15 protein-coding genes are annotated in these 17,285 nt (G+C 71.8%); 9 read left to right on the top strand and 6 right to left on the bottom strand.

The window, feature by feature from the left end; all coding sequences use genetic code 11:
* Positions 1-18 precede the first annotated feature (18 nt).
* Positions 19-1,788, top strand: a complete 1,770-nt coding sequence (locus A6R01_RS14740; RefSeq protein ID WP_292607328.1) for a glycosyltransferase — start codon at positions 19-21, stop codon at positions 1,786-1,788.
* A 24-nt stretch (positions 1,789-1,812) separates the two neighbouring features.
* On the opposite strand, the gene A6R01_RS14735 is transcribed toward A6R01_RS14740, so the two are convergent.
* On the bottom strand, positions 1,813-2,376 hold the full coding sequence (locus A6R01_RS14735; RefSeq protein WP_292607327.1) for a response regulator transcription factor: 564 nt from the start codon (positions 2,374-2,376) through the stop codon (positions 1,813-1,815).
* 319 nt (positions 2,377-2,695) lie between these two features.
* Here A6R01_RS14735 and leuA point away from each other — a divergent pair, with 319 nt between their 5' ends.
* The gene (gene leuA / locus A6R01_RS14730) at positions 2,696-4,387 is read left to right on the top strand and encodes a 2-isopropylmalate synthase (RefSeq protein ID WP_292607507.1); all 1,692 of its coding nucleotides are present in this window, start codon (positions 2,696-2,698) and stop codon (positions 4,385-4,387) included.
* Positions 4,388-4,466: 79 nt separating this feature from the next.
* On the opposite strand, the gene A6R01_RS14725 is transcribed toward leuA, so the two are convergent.
* Positions 4,467-7,142: an ATP-binding protein gene (locus A6R01_RS14725; protein WP_292607503.1), complete on the bottom strand. Its 2,676-nt coding sequence runs from the start codon at positions 7,140-7,142 to the stop codon at positions 4,467-4,469.
* 158 nt (positions 7,143-7,300) lie between these two features.
* Here A6R01_RS14725 and A6R01_RS14720 point away from each other — a divergent pair, with 158 nt between their 5' ends.
* The 4 genes from A6R01_RS14720 to A6R01_RS14705 are packed head-to-tail and all read left to right on the top strand — an operon-like array spanning position 7,301 to position 11,254.
* Entirely contained in the window at positions 7,301-8,161 is an 861-nt protein-coding gene (locus A6R01_RS14720; protein WP_292607324.1) for an alpha/beta fold hydrolase, read from the top strand.
* 35 nt (positions 8,162-8,196) lie between these two features.
* Complete coding sequence (recO, locus tag A6R01_RS14715; protein WP_292607321.1) at positions 8,197-8,925, top strand: DNA repair protein RecO; 729 nt, start codon at positions 8,197-8,199, stop codon at positions 8,923-8,925.
* 31 nt (positions 8,926-8,956) lie between these two features.
* Positions 8,957-9,760 carry an isoprenyl transferase gene (locus A6R01_RS14710; protein WP_292607318.1) on the top strand — a complete coding sequence of 268 codons (804 nt, stop codon included), beginning with the start codon at positions 8,957-8,959 and terminating at the stop codon, positions 9,758-9,760.
* 51 nt (positions 9,761-9,811) lie between these two features.
* Complete coding sequence (locus A6R01_RS14705) at positions 9,812-11,254, top strand: alpha/beta hydrolase (protein WP_292607315.1); 1,443 nt, start codon at positions 9,812-9,814, stop codon at positions 11,252-11,254.
* Between the two features lie 13 nt (positions 11,255-11,267).
* Here A6R01_RS14705 and A6R01_RS14700 read toward each other — a convergent pair whose 3' ends face one another.
* The 3 genes from A6R01_RS14700 to A6R01_RS14690 are packed head-to-tail and all read right to left on the bottom strand — an operon-like array spanning position 11,268 to position 14,073.
* A complete protein-coding gene (locus tag A6R01_RS14700; RefSeq protein ID WP_292607313.1) occupies positions 11,268-12,275 on the bottom strand; it encodes a metal ABC transporter permease in 1,008 nt (335 codons plus the stop codon).
* Entirely contained in the window at positions 12,272-13,078 is an 807-nt protein-coding gene (locus A6R01_RS14695) for an ATP-binding cassette domain-containing protein (RefSeq protein ID WP_292607311.1), read from the bottom strand. Before A6R01_RS14695 ends, A6R01_RS14700 begins: the two co-directional genes overlap by 4 nt.
* Positions 13,069-14,073 (bottom strand): metal ABC transporter substrate-binding protein, encoded by a 1,005-nt coding sequence (locus A6R01_RS14690; RefSeq protein WP_292607308.1) that lies wholly within the window; start codon positions 14,071-14,073, stop codon positions 13,069-13,071. The genes A6R01_RS14695 and A6R01_RS14690 overlap by 10 nt, the downstream gene beginning before the upstream one ends.
* A gap of 72 nt (positions 14,074-14,145) precedes the next feature.
* On the opposite strand from A6R01_RS14690, the gene A6R01_RS14685 reads away from it, so the two are divergent.
* From A6R01_RS14685 to A6R01_RS14675, 3 genes are read left to right on the top strand one after another with little or no spacing between them, the layout of a single operon-like run.
* Entirely contained in the window at positions 14,146-14,466 is a 321-nt protein-coding gene (locus A6R01_RS14685; RefSeq protein ID WP_292607305.1) for an antibiotic biosynthesis monooxygenase family protein, read from the top strand.
* Between the two features lie 54 nt (positions 14,467-14,520).
* A complete protein-coding gene (locus A6R01_RS14680) occupies positions 14,521-15,918 on the top strand; it encodes a glycine--tRNA ligase (protein ID WP_292607302.1) in 1,398 nt (465 codons plus the stop codon).
* A gap of 26 nt (positions 15,919-15,944) precedes the next feature.
* On the top strand, positions 15,945-16,604 hold the full coding sequence (locus A6R01_RS14675; protein WP_292607299.1) for a hypothetical protein: 660 nt from the start codon (positions 15,945-15,947) through the stop codon (positions 16,602-16,604).
* Here A6R01_RS14675 and A6R01_RS14670 read toward each other — a convergent pair.
* Complete coding sequence (locus tag A6R01_RS14670; RefSeq protein ID WP_292607297.1) at positions 16,576-17,235, bottom strand: inositol monophosphatase family protein; 660 nt, start codon at positions 17,233-17,235, stop codon at positions 16,576-16,578. The two genes, A6R01_RS14675 and A6R01_RS14670, sit on opposite strands and share 29 nt — an antisense overlap.
* Between the last annotated feature and the right edge of the window lie 50 nt (positions 17,236-17,285).

Below are 17,285 nucleotides of genomic sequence, written 5' to 3'. Positions count from 1 at the left end.
GGCACGGAGGCACGGCCCGTGCACCGTCGCGAGACCGCCGAGCACACCACGACACGCGCGCAACGAGCCGTCGCGGCGTACCTGCTCGTCGGCCTCGCCCTCCTGGGGGCCTGGTCGCCGAGCTCGCTCGGAGCGACCCTGGTCGGGGCGGCGATGGTCTTCCTCACCGCCTACATGGTGCTGCGGCTGACGCTCGTGCTGGCCTCTCGCGGCTACCGGACCCCCGAGCAGGAGCCGGTGCCCGACGACGAGCTGCCCCGCTACACGACGCTGCACCCGATGTACGACGAGGCGAACATGATCCCGGTGGTCGTCGCGGCGATGGAGGCCGTGGACTACCCGCGCGACCGACTCGAGTGCCTGCTGGTGCTGGAGGAGCGGGACGGCGCGACCGTGGCGGCGGCCCGCGCGTTCGACCTGCCCGACCACTTCCGGATCGTGATCGTGCCGGCCGCCCGTCCCTACGGGAAGCCGAAGGCCTGCAACTACGCGCTGCAGCACGCCACCGGGGATCTGGCGGTGATCTTCGACGCGGAGGACCGACCCGAGCCGCAACAGCTGCGCAAGGCGGCCGCGACCTTCCGGGCCGCGGAGCGTCGCGGCGACCGACTGGGCTGCGTGCAGGCGCGCCTGGTGTTCGACAACGAGCAACCGCTGCGCGACGGGGAGGGACGCACCCGGCGCGACGACGACGGCTACGACGTCCGCCCCACCACCTGGACCAGCCGGCTGCTCGGCAACGAGTACGCCGTCCACTTCGACCTGGTCCTCACGGGCCTGGCGCGCCTCGGGCTTCCGGTGCCGTTGGGTGGGACCTCCAACCACTTCCCGGTCGCGCTGCTGCGCGAGATCGCCTTCGAGCGCGAGCAGATGCCGACGATGCCGGACCCGGACGACGGGTCGGTGGGTGCCTGGGACCCGTGGAACGTCACCGAGGACGCCGAGCTGGGCGGTGCCATCGCCGCCGCGGGGTGGCGCACCACCGTGCTGGACAGCCACACCGACGAGGAGGCCTGCCTGACCGCCCGCGCAGCCCTCAACCAGCGCAGCCGGTGGGTCAAGGGCTACGCCCAGACCTCGTTGGTCCTCCTGCGCCACCCCTGGCGCACGGCACGGGCGATGGGGCCGCTGTCCTACCTCGCCTTCCAGCTCCAGGTGGGGGGCACCTTCGTCTCGCTGGCGCTCTCACCGGTGTTCTGGGGACTGTTCGGCGCGTACCTGCTCACCGGGTCGGACCGGATCGCGTCGCTGTTCCCGGGCCCGGTCTACTACGCCGGCATGGCACTGCTGGTGGTGGGGAACCTCGCTCTGCTGACGGTCTCGTTGTACGCCGCCGAGTCACGCGGACGGCACGGCACCGTGCGGCACCTCCTCACGGTCCTGCCCGTCTGGTGGTGCCTGCTCTCCCTGGCGACCTACGTGGCGGCCCTGGAGCTGCTGGTGCCCTCGTGGCGTCCGTCGTGGAACAAGACCGCGCACGGGGTGCGCCACCTCGGGATGGGCCGCCGGCTCGCGCTGGCCTCGGCCACCTGGTTCGCCGCCCCGGAGCCGACCCCGGTGCGCAGCGTCGCCAAGCCGGCGGTCAGGTTCCTGCCGCCGGACCGCACGGCTTCCGTGCTCGCGACGGGATACGTCGCACCCGGGGTCTCCGCGCCGCGGATGCCGGCACGGCCTGCTCGACCGGCGCCCCGTCCCGTCCGTGGCGGAGCTCGTCCGGTGGTCCGGGAGGTGCCCAAGGCGCCGGTGCGCTGGTTGTCGGAGCAGTCGCGCGAGGCCGTCCTGGTGTGAGGTCGGCCCGAGGTCAGGTCGGCCTCAGCCGTCCCAGCCGTGCTCGTGGGCCCAGGCGACCGCCTGGGTGCGCCGGGTCGCGCCGGTCTTGGCGTAGATCTGGCGGATGTAGGTCTTCACCGAGTTCACCGACACGTAGATCCGGTCGGCGATCTCCTGGTTGGACAGCCCGAGGCCGATGAGGACGAGCACCTCGGACTCGCGTTGGGAGAGCCCGGGGAAGACCTGGACGTCCTCGTCCGGCGCCCTGGTGTCCGGCACCGGGTCCCCGCGCAGCACCGCCTCGACGGCCGCGAGGAGCTCGCGCGTGCTCGCGTGCTTCGTCAAGAACCCGTTCGCCCCGGCCTCCAGGGCGCGCCGTCGTCGCTGGGGGTGGTCGGTCCAGGTGAAGACCAGGACCTTCGCCGGTCCCAGTGTCGGGATCCGCTCGAGGCGCCCGGCGACGTCGCGGCCGTCGAAGGGGTCGCACAGGACGACGTCGAGGCCGGGGGTCGGCCCCGGCTCCCGGAGCACCGACAGGGACACCCGTCCGCTGTGGGGCCGCAGCATCCCGGCGAGGCCGTGGGTCACGAGCTCGGTCTCGCCCACGACGCCCAGACGGACTGGTCTGGACGGGCTCGGGGGCATGGTCACGAAACGTAGTGGCGGTGCTTCGGCGGCGACTCGCGCGACGCCTCGCCCGATGGGGTGAATTCGGACGAGGACCGCTCATCGAGGAGCCCTGGGCTATGGTGGGCGGCGTCATGATGCAGCAGCTCCTCCTCCTTCGCTGCCGCAGCGAGGTCTGACACCGGACCCCCTCGCTGCGGAGGCCCTTCTGCGCGCCGGTCACCTGACCATCAGCCGAGCACCAGCCACCACCAGCGAGGACACCGTGACCACCATCCCGCCCCAGCAGCCCAGCGGCATGCCCTTCGAGCGCTACCGCCCCTTCCCGCCGATCGACCTGCCCGATCGCACGTGGCCCTCCCGCACCATCACCGAGGCGCCGCGCTGGCTCTCGACCGACCTGCGCGACGGCAACCAGGCGCTGATCGACCCGATGAACCCGGCCCGCAAGATGCGGATGTTCGACCTGCTCGTGAAGATGGGCTACAAGGAGATCGAGGTCGGGTTCCCCTCGGCCAGCGACACCGACTTCCAGTTCGTCCGCCAGCTCATCGAGGGCGACCGCATCCCCGACGACGTGACGATCTCGGTGCTCACGCAGGCCCGCGAGGACCTCATCGAGCGCAGCGTGCAGTCCCTGGTCGGCGTGCCGCGCGCCAACATCCACCTGTACAACGCCGTCGCACCGCTGTTCCGTCGCGTGGTGTTCAAGGCCAGCACCGACGAGGTCAAGGACATCGCGGTCCGTGGCACCGAGCTGGTCATGAAGCACGGTGAGGCGCACCTGGACATGACCGTCATCGGCTACGAGTACAGCCCGGAGATCTTCACCTCCGCCGAGCTGCCGTTCAGCCTGGAGGTCTGCGAGGCCGTCACCGACGTGTGGCAGCCCGAGGACGGTCGCGAGATCATCCTCAACCTGCCGGCGACCGTCGAGGTCGCCACGCCCAATGTCTACGCCGACCAGATCGAGTGGTTCTCCCGGCAGCTGACCCGCCGGGAGAACACCGTCATCTCCCTGCACCCGCACAACGACCGGGGCACCGCCGTCGCAGCCACCGAGCTGGCGATGATGGCCGGTGCCGACCGCGTCGAGGGCTGCCTGTTCGGGCACGGCGAGCGCACCGGCAACGTCTGCCTGGTGACGCTGGGCATGAACCTCTTCAGCCAGGGGGTCGACCCCCAGGTCGACTTCTCCGACATCGACGAGATCCGCCGCACGGTCGAGTACTGCACCCAGCTGCCGGTGCACCCGCGCCACCCCTACGCCGGCGACCTCGTCTACACCGCCTTCTCCGGCTCCCACCAGGACGCGATCAAGAAGGGCCTGGAGGACCTGGACCGGCAGGCCGCCGAGCGCGGCGTACCCGTGGGCGAGCTGCCGTGGGAGGCGCCGTACCTGCCCATCGACCCCAAGGACGTGGGTCGCACCTACGAGGCCGTCATCCGGGTCAACAGCCAGTCCGGCAAGGGCGGCGTCGCCTACGTGCTGAAGGCCGAGCACAAGCTCGACCTGCCTCGACGCGCGCAGATCGAGTTCTCGCGCGTGGTCCAGCAGCGCACCGACGCCGACGGCGGCGAGATGACCCCGGAGGCGATCTGGGACGTCTTCCGCTCCGAGTACCTCGACCGCGAGACGCCGCTCAAGCTCAACTCGGTCCACACCTCCTCGGCGGCCGGCCAGAAGGACGCCCTCGACGTCAACGTCTACGTCCGCGGCGAGCTGCGCAGCCTGCACGGCGAGGGCAACGGTCCGCTCTCGGCCTTCGTCGACGCCCTGCTGAGCCTCGGTGGGACCGAGCTCGGGGGAGTGGAGGACGTGCGCGTGCTCGACTACGCCGAGCACGCGCTCTCGGCCGGCGGCGACGCCCTGGCTGCGGCGTACGTCGAGTGCGCCGTCGACGGTCAGGTGCTCTGGGGCGTCGGCATCGACGCCAACATCGTCACCGCCTCCCTCAAGGCCGTCATCAGCGCCGTCAACCGCGCCTGACCGCCGCCACGAGCCACGCCGGGCCGGCGCATCCTTCCGGAAGGACGCGCCGGCTCGGCACGAGCGGGTGAGGGAGGGATCAGTACTTCACGGGCAGGCGCACCGTGAAGGTGGAGCCCTCCAGGTGCTCGGAGCGCACCCGGATCGTGCCTCCGTGCGCGGAGACGATGGCAGCCACGATCGAGAGCCCGAGCCCGGTGCCCTGGATCGCCTCCTTCTGCGCGGTGGAGGAGCGGAAGAACTTCTGGAAGAGGTTCGGCTGCTCCTCCCCGGGGATGCCGATGCCGGTGTCGGTGACGGTCAGCACCGCCTCGTCGCCCTGCACCTCGACGCGGGCGCGCACCACGCCGCCGTCCTCGGTGAACTTCACGGCGTTGGTCACGAGGTTCATCACGACGCGCTCGAGCTGGGTGGGGTCACCCACCACGCGCACCGGCTCCTCGGCGGTCTCGTAGAGCACCGTGAGGTCGCGCTCGTGGAGCATCGGCGCCACGGCGGTCTCCACGGTGGCCAGGGTCTCGCGAAGGTCGATGTCCTCGGCCTCCCAGGTGATCGACTCCGAGTCCAGCCCGGCCAGGGTCAGCAGGTCGTTGCACAGCACGATGAGCCGCTGCCCGTTGCGGGCGATCGTCGAGAAGAGCGGCAGCTGGTCCTCCAGCGGCTCCACGACGGTGCCGTCCTGGAGCATCTCGGTGTACCCGACGATGCTCGTCACCGGCGTGCGCAGCTCGTGGGAGACGGTGGAGACGAACTCGTTCTTGGCCTCGTCGAGGGCGCGCAGCCGTTCGACGGCGGTGCGCTCCTTCTCCAGGGCCTGCACGAGCATGTCCTGGCCCTGGCGCTGCTCGGTGACGTCGCGCCCGACGCACAGGAAACCGACCTGGGTGTTGACCGACGCCTCGGTCGCGCTGAGCGTCATCGAGACGATGCGACGACTGCCGTCGCGGGCGACCCAGAGCCAGTCGCGTGCCGGCAGCTCGCCCCCGCCGACGTCGCGCACCAGCGCCGCGAACGCGTGGGCGGGATTGCGGCTGCCGAGTCGTTCGGCGACCTGGTCGGGGTCGAGGAGGTCGACGAAGCGGTGCCCGATCTGCCGGCTCGCGTCCTGGTCGAGCATCAGCTCCGCGCCGGCGTTGAAGACGGTGATCAGACCGTCCTGGTCGACACCGATGATGGCGGTGGTGATCGCGGCCCGCATCAGGTGGGAGACCAGGCCCGAGCTGGCGCGCTCGGTCGTGACGTCGATGCCGGTCAGCACGGCGTACGCCGGCAGGTCCTGCTCGTCGCGCACCATGTTGTTGCTCCACAGGATGCGCAGCTTCTTGCCGTCCCGCGTCGTGGCCTCCCCCTCGCGGACCACCGGTTGCCCGGAACGGTTCGGCCACACGAACAGCGCCTCGAGGTCGGGGGTGGCGCTCGCGGCGAGTGTCGTCTCGGACACCTTGCGGCCGAGCAGGTCCTCCTCGCGCCAGCCGGTCAGGTCGGTCGTGGCCTGGTTGGCGCGCACGATCCGGCCCTCCCGGTCGGTGACGAGGATGACCGCCGCGGTGGTGTCGAGGGTGGCCGAGGTGAGGCGCTCGGCCGCCTCGAGCCCCTGGCGTGCGACGTGCTCGGCGGAGACGTCGAGCAGCTGCGCTGACCACACCGGGCTGCCGTCGTCGCCGGTGTCGGAGAGCCGGCTCAGGGCGACCTCGACCCGGGAGGCGTCGTCGTCGCGCACGCTGACCCGACCGCGCCAGGACTGGCCGGACACCAGCCGCACGCCGAGCTCGGCCGGTGTCGACAGGAGGTCCTCCAACGGGGTCCCGACCAGGCTGCCGGCCGGTCGCCGCACCACCTCGGCGGCGGTGTCGTTGGCGTCGACGACGCGCAGCACGCCGTGGTCGATACGCAGGAGCAGCTGTCCGAGCAGGGAGTCGGTGAAGTTGCGGCGGAAGACGACCTCCTCGGCGGTCACCTGCGCGACCAGCCGGTTGCGCTCGGCCAGGACGAGCGCGAGCGGCACGGTGAGCAGCGAGGCGCACACCAGGTAGAGCTGGCACAGTGCGGCCGCCCCGGCCTGGGTGGTGTGGCCCTCGTCGATCTCGGCCGCGAAGGGCCCCCACCCGAGGGCGTTGAGATAGGTCGTCACGGCGGCGAAGACGACGAGCTCGGCGGCCACCACCCGGATGTCGAAGCGCAGGGCCGCCCAGACGAGGAAGGTCAGGGGGACGAAGGTGAGCGCCAGCTCCTGTGCCGGCATGAACACCAGGACGATGGACAGCGCCAGCGCCGTGACCTGGACCGGCAGCTCACCGGGACGGTCGCGGTGGGCGTGTACCCGCCAGGTCAGCGCGAGCGGGACGAGCACCAGGACCGCGGCGGAGTGGGAGCTGAAGGTGGACTTGGCGGTCTCCACGAGACTGCCGTCGGCCATGGTGAGCACGGCCAGACCGGCGCCGAGCGCGATGACGACGCCACCGGCCACGGCGGCGACGATGAGCCGGACGAAGTCCTGCAGGGTGACCAGCGCAGGGGGGCCCTGGTGTCGCGCGCGGAGCACGAGACCGGCCACGACGGCCTCGGCGGCGTTGGCGACACCGAAGGCCGCCGAGATGCCCCAGTCCCGCCCGCCGGTGACGTTGGCGAGTCCGGTGACCACCACCAGCCCAGCGGTGGTCAGCACCAGCCGACGAAGGCCGGGTCGGCCCAGTGTCACGAGGATCACCGCGAGTCCCGCGGCGGGCCAAGCAGCAACGGCACGGAGCCGCGCCAGCCGATGCGAGGGGCTACCGGTGCCACCATCACCGGGCCGACGACCGGAGCGGACGTCGGGGCGGGGGCGGATGCGGGGGCGCTGGTGACCGTGGTGGCCATGGGGTCATTGTCCCGGTCCGAGCCCCTGCTGGTGGGAGGTCCCGCTAGATTCACCGCATGCTGGTCTCCGAGCGCGTCGGTCAGTTCTTCCTGCACTCCGAGGACGGACGGGACCGGGTCGAGTACACCGAGTACGGTGCGGGCGACTCGTGGGTCGTGCTGGTCCACGCCCCGCTGCTCACCCGCCGCATGCACGAGCCCCTGGCCCGCGCGCTGGCCGCGTCCGGTCTGCACGTCGTTGTGCCCGACCTGCTGGGCCATGGCCGCTCCGACCGCCCGGCGGATCCGCTCGCCTACTCCGTGGAGGCCTTCGGCGAGCACGTCGTGGCGCTGCTGGACCACCTGGGAGCGCCCCAAGCCGTCCTGGGCGGGACCTCCCTGGGCGCCAACGTCGCCCTCGAGGTCGCGGTGAGCGCCCCCGAGCGCGTGCGCGGCCTGCTCGTGGAGGGTCCGGTGCTCGACAACGCGCTCGAGGCCGGGCTGCTGGCGGCCTCCCCGCTGCTCCTCACCGCGCGGGTGCTGCCCTTCACCCTCGACGCCGCGCGACTGCTCAGCCGCCCCGTGCCACGGTCCCTGCTGCCCTTCTGGGCCGGGGTGGCCGTCGACGCCCTCGACCAGAGGTCGGGTCCCACGGCGGCGCTGCTCCACGGACTCCTGTTCGGCAGGCTGGCCCCCCGCTCGAGGGAAAGGCGGCAGATCGCCGCTCCCACGCTGGTCGTGGGGCACCCGCGCGACCCGCTGCACCCGACCTCCGACGCGGACCTGCTGGCCTCGGAGGTCCCCGGGGCCGAGCTGGTGCGGGCCCGCGGGGTCCTGGAGTGGCGGCTGCGCCCCGAGCGCCTCACGAACGTGGCCATCGGATTCTGCCAGAGCAGCTGGCGGGCTCCGAGCCGTCGCCGCCGCGCCGCCGGTCGCTGACCGCCCCGGACCCACCCGCGGGGCACAATGGTGCGGTGCCTCTCTACCGCGACGAGGCGGTCGTGCTGCGCACGCACAAGCTGGGCGAGGCCGACCGCATCATCACGCTGCTGACCCGCCAGCACGGCCGGGTCCGCGCCGTCGCGCGCGGCGTGCGCCGCACGTCCTCGCGGTGGGGCTCCCGTCTCGAGCCGTTCACCCACGTCGACCTGCAGCTCGCCGACGGCCGCAGCCTCGACACCGTCACCCAGGCCGAGACACTGACCCCGTTCGCCGGTCGGATGGGCGGCGACTACGAGCGCTACACCGCCGGGACCGTCATGCTGGAGACCGCCGAACGGCTGGTCACCGAGGAGCGGGAGCCCGCCACGCAGCAGTTCCTTCTCCTCGTCGGCGGGCTGCGGGCGATGGCGGCCGGTGAGCTGGGGCCCGCCCAGGTGCTCGACTCCTACCTCCTGCGCTCCCTGTCGGTGGCCGGCTACGCCCCCACCTTCGACGGCTGCGCGCGGTGCGGTCTCGAAGGTCCGCACCGCTGGTTCAACCCCTCCATGGGCGGGGTGCTCTGCACGACCTGTCGGGTGCCCGGCTCCGCGAGCCCGGCCGAGGGGACCGTCGCGGTCCTCGGTGCGCTGCTCGCCGGGGACTGGGCCACCGTGGGGGCCGCCGAGCAGCGGACCCTCCGCGAGGCCAGCGGGCTGGTCTCGGCGTACCTCGCCTGGCACCTCGAGCGCGGTCTGCGGTCGATGGAGCACGTCCAGCGCTGAGGGCACCGTCGGCACACGTAGTCTCCGTGCCGTGAAGCGAGCCGTCCGCCCACCGACCCCGCACCCCTCTGGAGCCCGCCCCCCGGCCCTGCCGCGCGAGCTGGTCCCCGGGCACGTCGCCATCGTGATGGACGGCAACGGTCGCTGGGCCAAGCAGCGCGGGCTGGCGCGCACCAAGGGGCACGAGGCGGGGGAGCACTCGCTCTTCGACGTCGTCGAGGGAGCGATCGAGATCGGCGTCAAGGCGATCTCCGCCTACGCCTTCTCGACCGAGAACTGGTCGCGGAGCCCCGACGAGGTGCGGTTCTTGATGGGCTTCAACCGCGACGTGATCCGCCGGCGCCGCGACGAGATGCACGAGCTCGGTGTCCGGGTCCGCTGGGCCGGCCGCGCGCCGAGGCTGTGGAGGTCGGTCGTCAAGGAGCTGCAGGTCGCGGAGGAGTTGACCCGGGACAACGACGTCCTCACCCTGACGATGTGCGTCAACTACGGCGGACGCGCCGAGCTCGCGGACGCCGCGCGGTCACTGGCGCGCGAGGTGGCGGCCGGGCGGTTGGACCCGGAGAAGATCGACGAGAAGCGGCTCGCCCGTCACCTCTACCTCCCGGATCTGCCCGACGCCGACCTGGTCTGGCGGACCTCGGGGGAGCAGCGGCTCTCGAACTTCATGCTCTGGCAGGCCGCCTACTCCGAGATGGTCTTCACCGACGTGCTCTGGCCCGACGTCGACCGCCGTGCCCTGTGGCGGGCCATCGAGATCTACGCCGAGCGGGACCGACGCTTCGGCGGGGCGCTGCCCAACCCCCTGCCCAACCCCGAGCCGCCCCGTCGGTGAGACGACGACCCGGATGCGTGACGGGTCCGGTGTGACGTCGTTCACCAGGGTGTGAAGACGCTCGGAGCCGCACTCGTCCTCTCCTCCCTGCTCGCGGGGGCGGGCCTCGCGCCCACCCAGGCCGCGCACGCGGGCACCCCGCGTGCCGACGACCCGGCGGTCGGGTCGCCGGAGTACGTCGCCCGCGACACCCAGAACATCGCCGACGCCTACGGCCGCATCACCGACCAGCAGCTCGGCGACCCGGCGTACCTGCCCGCGCTGGTCCAGCAGGGCACCGCGGTCGGCGTGGCCCAGCTCCTCGAGCAGGTCGCCACTCCGGACCGCCCCTCCGTGACACCGGGCGCCTTCGTCCCGGGCTGGAACGTCGGCAACCCCTTCCGCGCCGCCTGGGACGGCACCCGCGGCCGGATGCGTGACGTCTCGTTCACCAACCGCTACGGCGCCCTGCTGCGCGGCACCCTGTACGCACCCCTGCCACGCGCTCGCGATCCCTACACCGGCAAGCGGATCAGGGGTCGACTCCCGGGCGTGGTCATCACCGAGGGGTCCGTCCAGGGCTCCGAAGGCATGTACCGCTGGCTCGCCCAGGACCTCGCCGAGCGCGGCTACCTCGTGCTCACCTACGACGTGCAGGGGCAGGGCACGAGCGAGACGCTGCCCCACGACGGCACGCTCAACGGGGTGCCGAGCCAGCAGATCGACAACTTCGTCGTCGGCACCGAGGACGCCCTGTCCTTCTTCACCTCCACACCGCGCACCCCCTACCCCGACCACGGCGCCGGGGACCTGGTCGACGCCCACAACCCGTGGCACCGCCGCTTCGACCGACGTCCCGACAGGCGCCCCAACGCGACGGGCAGGACGACGCGCATCGCGATCATCGGTCACTCGCTCGGCGCCGCGGCCGTCACGCAGGTGCAGGGCACCGACGAGCGGGTCTCCACGGTCGTGGCACTGGACAAGCTGGGGCTGAGCACCAGCTCGGGCACCGACGGCAGCGATGCGTTCGAGCCGGTCGTCCCGGCGCTGGCGGTGCAGTCGGAGTACGGCTTCACCGTGGGCCCGTGGTTCGCCGCGGGTGGCTCCTCGATCGCCCCGCAGCCCTCGCCCCAGGGGCCCGACCCGCGCCGCGAGCGTGCCACCGGGTACGACGCGTGGCGCGACGCCGGGGTCGACTCGATGCTCGTGGTCCCGCGGGCCTCGACCCACCTGGAGTACACCGACATCCCGCTCGTCCTCCCCGCCAGCCGCTGGGGGCAGGCCCTGACCAGCGCCTACGTCCAGCGGTGGCTCGAGCACTACCTCAAGCACCGCACGTCCGTGCGCACGCTGCTCGCCACGAAGATGCGCTACCTGGAGCCGACGAGCAGCGGCGAGTGGATGCCGGTCGTGCTGCGACGCGACCCGCTGCTGTCGTTCTACTACTGCTCGGCCATGCACCTGGGGCGCGGGGCGATCGACGACGGGGACCTGACAGACGTCGGCTGCTAGCCGGTCGTCCCGCTCAGTGCTCGTCGTAGTGACGGCCGTGCGCCGCGTGGCGATGACCGTCGTGCAGGTAATCCACGTGGTCGCCGTGGGGGACCGCGACGTGACCGCAGTCGGCCCCGTGCTGGTGCGTGTGCCCCTCGCTCACGTCATGGTGGTCCTCGGGGATCTCGTCGTCGAACGGCTCGGTCAGGTGCTGGCGCCGACGCAGCCACAGCCCGACGGGCCAGGTGACGACGAAGCCGGCGAGCGCGAGGAGCACGATGCTCGGACCGGGCGCCACGTCGGCGCGCGAGGAGGCGAACGCCGACACCAGCAGACCCCCGACGGAGGCGCCGAGACCCAGCAGCATCGCCGCGCCGAGCGTGGTGCGGAAGGACCGGGTGAGCTGCTGGGCTGTCGCCACCGGCACGACCATCAGCGCGGAGACCAGCAGCAGCCCCACGGTGCGCATCGCGACGGTGACGCTCACCGCGGCCAGCACCGCCACGAGGATGTTGTAGAAGCGCACGTTGAGCCCTGCGACCCGCGCGAACTCCTGGTCCTGGGCAACCGCGAACAGCTGCGGTGAAAGGCCGAGGCACACGACGACCACGACCGCGGCGAGCACCATCGTGACCACCACGTCGGCGACGGAGATGGTCGTGATGGAGCCGAACAGGTAGGTCTGGAGCCGAGCGGCGCTCTGCCCCGCCAGGCCGGTGATGAGGACGCCGCCGGCCAGCCCGCCGTAGAACAGCAGTGCCAGGGCCACGTCGCCGTTGGTGTGCCCGCGCTCTCGGATGACCTCGATGAGGATCGCGCCGATGACCGCGACGCCGACTGCGGTCCAGGTGGGCGAGGCACCCGTCAGCAGGCCGAGCGCGACACCCGTGACGGCGACGTGACCGATGCCGTCACCCATCAGCGCCAGTCGTCGCTGGACGATGTACGTGCCGACGGCCGGGGCCGCCAGCCCGGTGAAGACGGCGGCCAGCAGCGCACGCTGCATGAAGGGCAGGGTCAGCAGCTCGAAGGTGCTCATCGGCTCTCCGGACGGGTGTCGAGCGGTCCCGTGACAGGCGGTGCCACGTCGTGCCGGGTGCGGTGGAGGTGGTCGACGTGGTGCGCGTGACCGCCGTCGGGCGCCAGGCCGGGGGAGGCGTGGTCGCCGAGCGGGGCGCCGTCGTAGGCGACCCGGCCGTGCCGCATCACCACGGAGCGGTCGACCAGGCCCGCGAGGGGCCCCAGCTCGTGCGCGACGAGGACGATCGTGGCGCCGCGCGACTTGAGCACCGACAGGGCGTGTGCGAACGCCTCCTGGTTAGCCAGGTCGACCCCGGCGGTCGGCTCGTCGAGGAAGAACAGCTCAGGCTCCCCGGCCAGCGCCCGAGCGATCAGCACCCGCTGCTGCTGGCCGCCGGAGAGCTGGGAGACGCCGTCGCCGGCGCGGTCGAGGAGTCCCACCACCTCGAGGGCGTCCCGTATCGCTGCGCGGTCGGCGGCACGGAGCGGACGCAGCAGGCGGCGACGGGTCAGACGGCCGGAGGCGACGACCTCCCACACCGAGGCCGGGACGCCGGAGGCGGCCCCGCCCCGTTGGGGCACGTAGCCCACGCGGGCCCAGCTGTGGAAGCGCTCGAGGTCGGTGTCGAAGAGCCGCAGCTGTCCCGAGGTCAGCGGGCGCAGCCCGACCAAGGCGCGCACCAGGGTGGACTTCCCGGACCCGTTGGCCCCCATCAGCGCGACGAACTCACCGGCCTCCACCCGCAGGTCCACGTGACGAAGGACGGGGCGACCGCCGATGGCGACCGCCCCGTCCTCGAGGTGCACGGGTGCTACCGGCATGCGTTGGCCTCCCGCAGGGCCTCGAGGTTCGCCTCCATGAGGGAAAGGTAGTCCTCCTCGGCGGTCTCGTCCGAGAGGCCCTCGATCGGGTCGAGGACCGCGGTCTCGACACCGGCGTCGCGGGCCAGGGTCTCGGAGAGGGCACGGGGGGCCAGGGCCTCGCTGAAGACGGTCGTGATGCCCTCGTCGCGGATCAGTGCCTGCAGCTCACCGAGGTCGGCAGGGGTGGGCTCGGCGTCCGGCGAGAGGCCGGCGATGCCGTGGAAGTCCAGGCCGTAGCGGGTCAGGTAGCCGAAAGCGTCGTGCGAGACCACCACGACGTCGCGCTCGCACTCGGCCAGCCCGTCGGTCCAGGCGGCGTCCAGCGCGTCGAGCTCCTCGACGAGCGCCGCGGCGTTGGCGGAGTAGTCCTCCGCGTGCTCCGGATCGATCTCGGACAACTCCTCCGCGACCGCGTCGGCCAGCTCGCCCATCAGGACGGGGTCCAGCCAGAAGTGCGGGTCCTCGTCGCCGTGGTCGTGGTCATCCGCCTCGTCGGCGTGGTCCTGCTCGTCGGCGTGCTCCTGCTCGTCCTCGTGGGCGTGGTCGTCCCCGCCCTCGGAGAACGGTCGCAACGCGATCACTTCCTCGACCTCCAGCACGCGACCGTTGCCGTTCTGCTCCACGGCGTCGGCGACGACCGGCTGCAGCGGTTCCTCGAGGATGACCAGGTCGGCGGCCGAGACGGTGGCGGTCTGGGCGACGGTGAGCTCGAGGTCGTGCGGCTCCTGACCCGGGCCGGACAGGACCGTCAGGTCGATGAGATCGGCTCCCACCCGCTGTGCCACGAACTCCAGCGGGTAGAACGACGCCGCCACGGCGGGCGTGCCGTCGCTTCCGACGGAGTTGCGGGAGGACGAGGCGTCGGAGAACGCCGAGCATCCGGAGAGCGCCACTGACCCGGCAAGGAGGAGGGCGGCAGCGCGGAGGGCACGACGGGTGGGGGACGAGCTCATGAGAACGATTCTCACTAGGATCGGGAATCGTTGTCAACTCAGCGGGCCGGGCGCGTGACGTAGGCTCCCCGTGTGCTGGTGGTCACGCGGTTCCGGGTTCCCGTCGAGGACGTCGCTTCCTTTCGCGACGACCTGATGACCGCCCACGAGGCGCTGGCGGCCTGTCGCGGCTACCTCGACGGCACGGTGGGCCGCAACGTCGACGAGCCCGACCTGTGGGTGCTGACCACCCGCTGGGAGAACGTCGGCGCCTACCGCCGCGCGCTGTCGTCGTACGACGTCAAGATGCGCGCCGTGCCCGTGCTCTACCGGGCCGTGGACGAGCCCAGCGCCTACGAGGTCGTGGACCCCGGGACCGACCTGAACGTCGCGTCGGCACGCTCGTTAGGCTGAGCGCTCCGTCGGCAGCCAGCCGGCGTCGTCCCGCACCCAGAGAGCGAGCCACCCGTGGCCAAGCCGCCCCCGTCCGCCGTCGACAACGTCGTCTCCCTGGCCAAGCGCCGAGGCTTCGTCTACCCCTGCGGCGAGATCTACGGCGGCACCCGCTCCGCCTGGGACTACGGCCCGCTCGGCGTGGAGCTGAAGGAGAACATCAAGCGCCAGTGGTGGAAGGCGATGGTCCAGCAGCGCGACGACGTCGTGGGCCTGGACTCCTCGATCATCCTGCCGCGCCAGACGTGGGAGGCCAGCGGCCACGTCGACACGTTCACCGACCCGCTCACCGAGTGCCAGTCCTGCCACAAGCGCTTCCGTGCCGACCACCTGCAGGAGGCGGTCGCGGAGAAGAAGGGGATCGACGACCCCGACTCGGTGCCGATGGCCGAGATCGCCTGCACCAACTGCGGCACCCGCGGCGCCTGGACCGAGCCCAAGCAGTTCTCCGGCCTGCTGAAGACCTACCTCGGTGTCATCGAGGACGAGTCCGGCCTGCACTACCTGCGCCCCGAGACCGCGCAGGGCATCTTCCTCAACTTCGCCAACATCGTCACCAGCCAGCGGATGAAGCCCCCGTTCGGCATCGCCCAGATCGGCAAGTCCTTCCGCAACGAGATCACCCCGGGCAACTTCATCTTCCGCACCCGCGAGTTCGAGCAGATGGAGATGGAGTTCTTCGTCAAGCCCGGTGAGGACGAGGACTGGCACCAGTACTGGATCGACACCCGCACGCAGTGGTACGTCGACCTCGGCATCGACCCCGACAACCTGCGCCACTACGAGCACGCGCAGGAGAAGCTGTCCCACTACTCCAAGCGCACCGTCGACATCGAGTACCGCTTCAAGTTCGCGGGCTCGGAGTGGGGTGAGCTCGAGGGCATCGCCAACCGCACGGACTTCGACCTGTCCACGCACGCCAAGCACTCCGGCAAGGACCTGTCCTACTACGACCAGGCCGGCAACGAGCGCTACACGCCCTACGTCATCGAGCCGGCAGCCGGTCTCTCGCGCAGCCTGATGACCTTCCTGGTCGACGCCTACCACGAGGACGAGGCCCCCAACACCAAGGGCGGCGTCGACAAGCGCACCGTGCTGCGCCTGGACCCGCGCCTGGCCCCGGTCAAGGTCGCGGTGCTGCCGCTCTCGCGCAACGCCGACCTCTCGCCCAAGGCCCGCGACCTGGCGGCCGAGCTTCGCAAGCACTGGTACGTCGACTTCGACGACGCCGGCGCGATCGGCAAGCGCTACCGACGCCAGGACGAGATCGGCACCCCCTACTGCGTCACCGTCGACTTCGACACCCTCGAGGACGGCGCTGTCACGGTGCGCGAGCGCGACACGATGCAGCAGGAGCGGATCGCCATCGACGGCATCAGCGGCTACTTCGCCCAGCGGTTCCTCGGCGCCTGAGGGCTGAGCACGTGCACAATGGCGTGATGCGGACGAGGCTGGTGGGACTGACCCTGGCGGCGGTGCTGCCCGCCCTGGTACTGGCGGGCTGCTCGGGCTCCGAGGAGCCCGAGGCCGAGCCGAGCGCGAGCCCGTCGGTCACCGAGTCCGCGACCGAGGAGCCCTCGGCCACCCCGAGCATCGACGTGCCCGACGGGGTCGAGCTCACCACCCAGGGCTCGGCCCTGGAGCTCGGTGACACCGCCACGGTCGCCTACGAGGTCGACCAGTCGACCGTCGGCGTGCTGGCCATCACGGTCACCGACATGCGCAGGACGACGTTCAAGCAGTCCTTCCAGGGCTGGAAGCTCGGCAAGCAGCTGAAGAAGGCCAACCCCTACTTCGTCGAGGCGACCTTCAAGAACATGGGCGAGACCGACCTGGGCGGGGAGCGTCCGCCGCTCTACATCGTCGACGGCAACGACACGCTGGTGGAGTCTTCCACCTTCGTCAGCGACTTCGACGCCTGCCCGTCGACCGACTTCCCGAAGAAGTTCAAGCCGGGCAAGAAGGTCACCCGGTGCCTGGTCTACCTCGCCCCGGACGCCGGGGAGCTCGTCGCGGTGTCGTTCCGCCCGGCGCAGGAGTTCAACCCGATCACCTGGTCCGGCGACGTGCTCAAGCTCGGCGCGAAGCGGAAGGGCTGAGCGCGAGCAGCACCCCCGCGCGGCGCACCACACGACCGCCGGCCTCGGCGAGCAGCAGCCCGCCGGGCAGGTGGTCCCACGGCTTCTTCTTCACGTACGCCGCCCAGCCGGCCTGCCCCACGGCCAACCGGGGGTAGTCCACGCCGCAGCAGGTCCCCGTCGGCCGGAGCGTCCTGGGGTCGGTGGCGGGCTCGATCCGCACACCGTCCGCCCACGCCCCGGCCCCGTGCTCGGCGACGTAGGCGCGGCTGTGCTGGGGCTGCCAGATCCAGCTCCGCACGGTGCGACCGTGGCGCAGCTCGGCGAGCATCGTGGCGTGGTCGGGCGAGCCGGCCACGAAGTGGCGGGTGCCGTCGACGGGGTCGACGACGAAGGCGTGCTCCGCCGTCGAGAGGCCGCACAGCAGGGTCGGGTCCGAGGACACGGCCTCCTCGCCGACGACGAGGGCCCCCGGGTGGGCGGCGCCCAGGGCAGCGGAGAGCGCCGCCTCGGCCTCGCGGTCGGCGACGGTCACCAGGTCCCCGGGGCGCCGCTTGCTCGACACGTCGTCCCGCTCGAGCGCACCGAAGTGCGGCGTGACGTGCTCGGCGACGACCTCGCGCACGAGCTCGAGCACTGCGTCGGTGTCCATCGGCCGATTCACCCGCACAGCCTGACAGGCGGCACCATGGACGCATGTCC

Origin of the sequence: Nocardioides sp. REDSEA-S30_B4, assembly GCF_001627265.1 — a bacterium.
Classification (GTDB): Bacteria; Actinomycetota; Actinomycetes; order Propionibacteriales; family Nocardioidaceae; genus Nocardioides.
The sequence above is the reverse complement of the archived record's forward strand: the minus strand, read 5'-3'. Positions and strand labels throughout refer to the sequence as shown.

Coding starts and splice junctions, on each gene's coding strand:
- leuA (WP_292607507.1), top strand. CDS start 2,696: ATGCCCTTCGAGCGCTACCGCCCCTTCCCGCCGATCGACCTGCCCGAT.
- A6R01_RS14690 (WP_292607308.1), bottom strand. CDS start 14,073: ATGAGCTCGTCCCCCACCCGTCGTGCCCTCCGCGCTGCCGCCCTCCTC.
- A6R01_RS14720 (WP_292607324.1), top strand. CDS start 7,301: ATGCTGGTCTCCGAGCGCGTCGGTCAGTTCTTCCTGCACTCCGAGGAC.
- A6R01_RS14700 (WP_292607313.1), bottom strand. CDS start 12,275: ATGAGCACCTTCGAGCTGCTGACCCTGCCCTTCATGCAGCGTGCGCTG.
- A6R01_RS14670 (WP_292607297.1), bottom strand. CDS start 17,235: ATGGACACCGACGCAGTGCTCGAGCTCGTGCGCGAGGTCGTCGCCGAG.
- A6R01_RS14695 (WP_292607311.1), bottom strand. CDS start 13,078: ATGCCGGTAGCACCCGTGCACCTCGAGGACGGGGCGGTCGCCATCGGC.
- A6R01_RS14675 (WP_292607299.1), top strand. CDS start 15,945: ATGCGGACGAGGCTGGTGGGACTGACCCTGGCGGCGGTGCTGCCCGCC.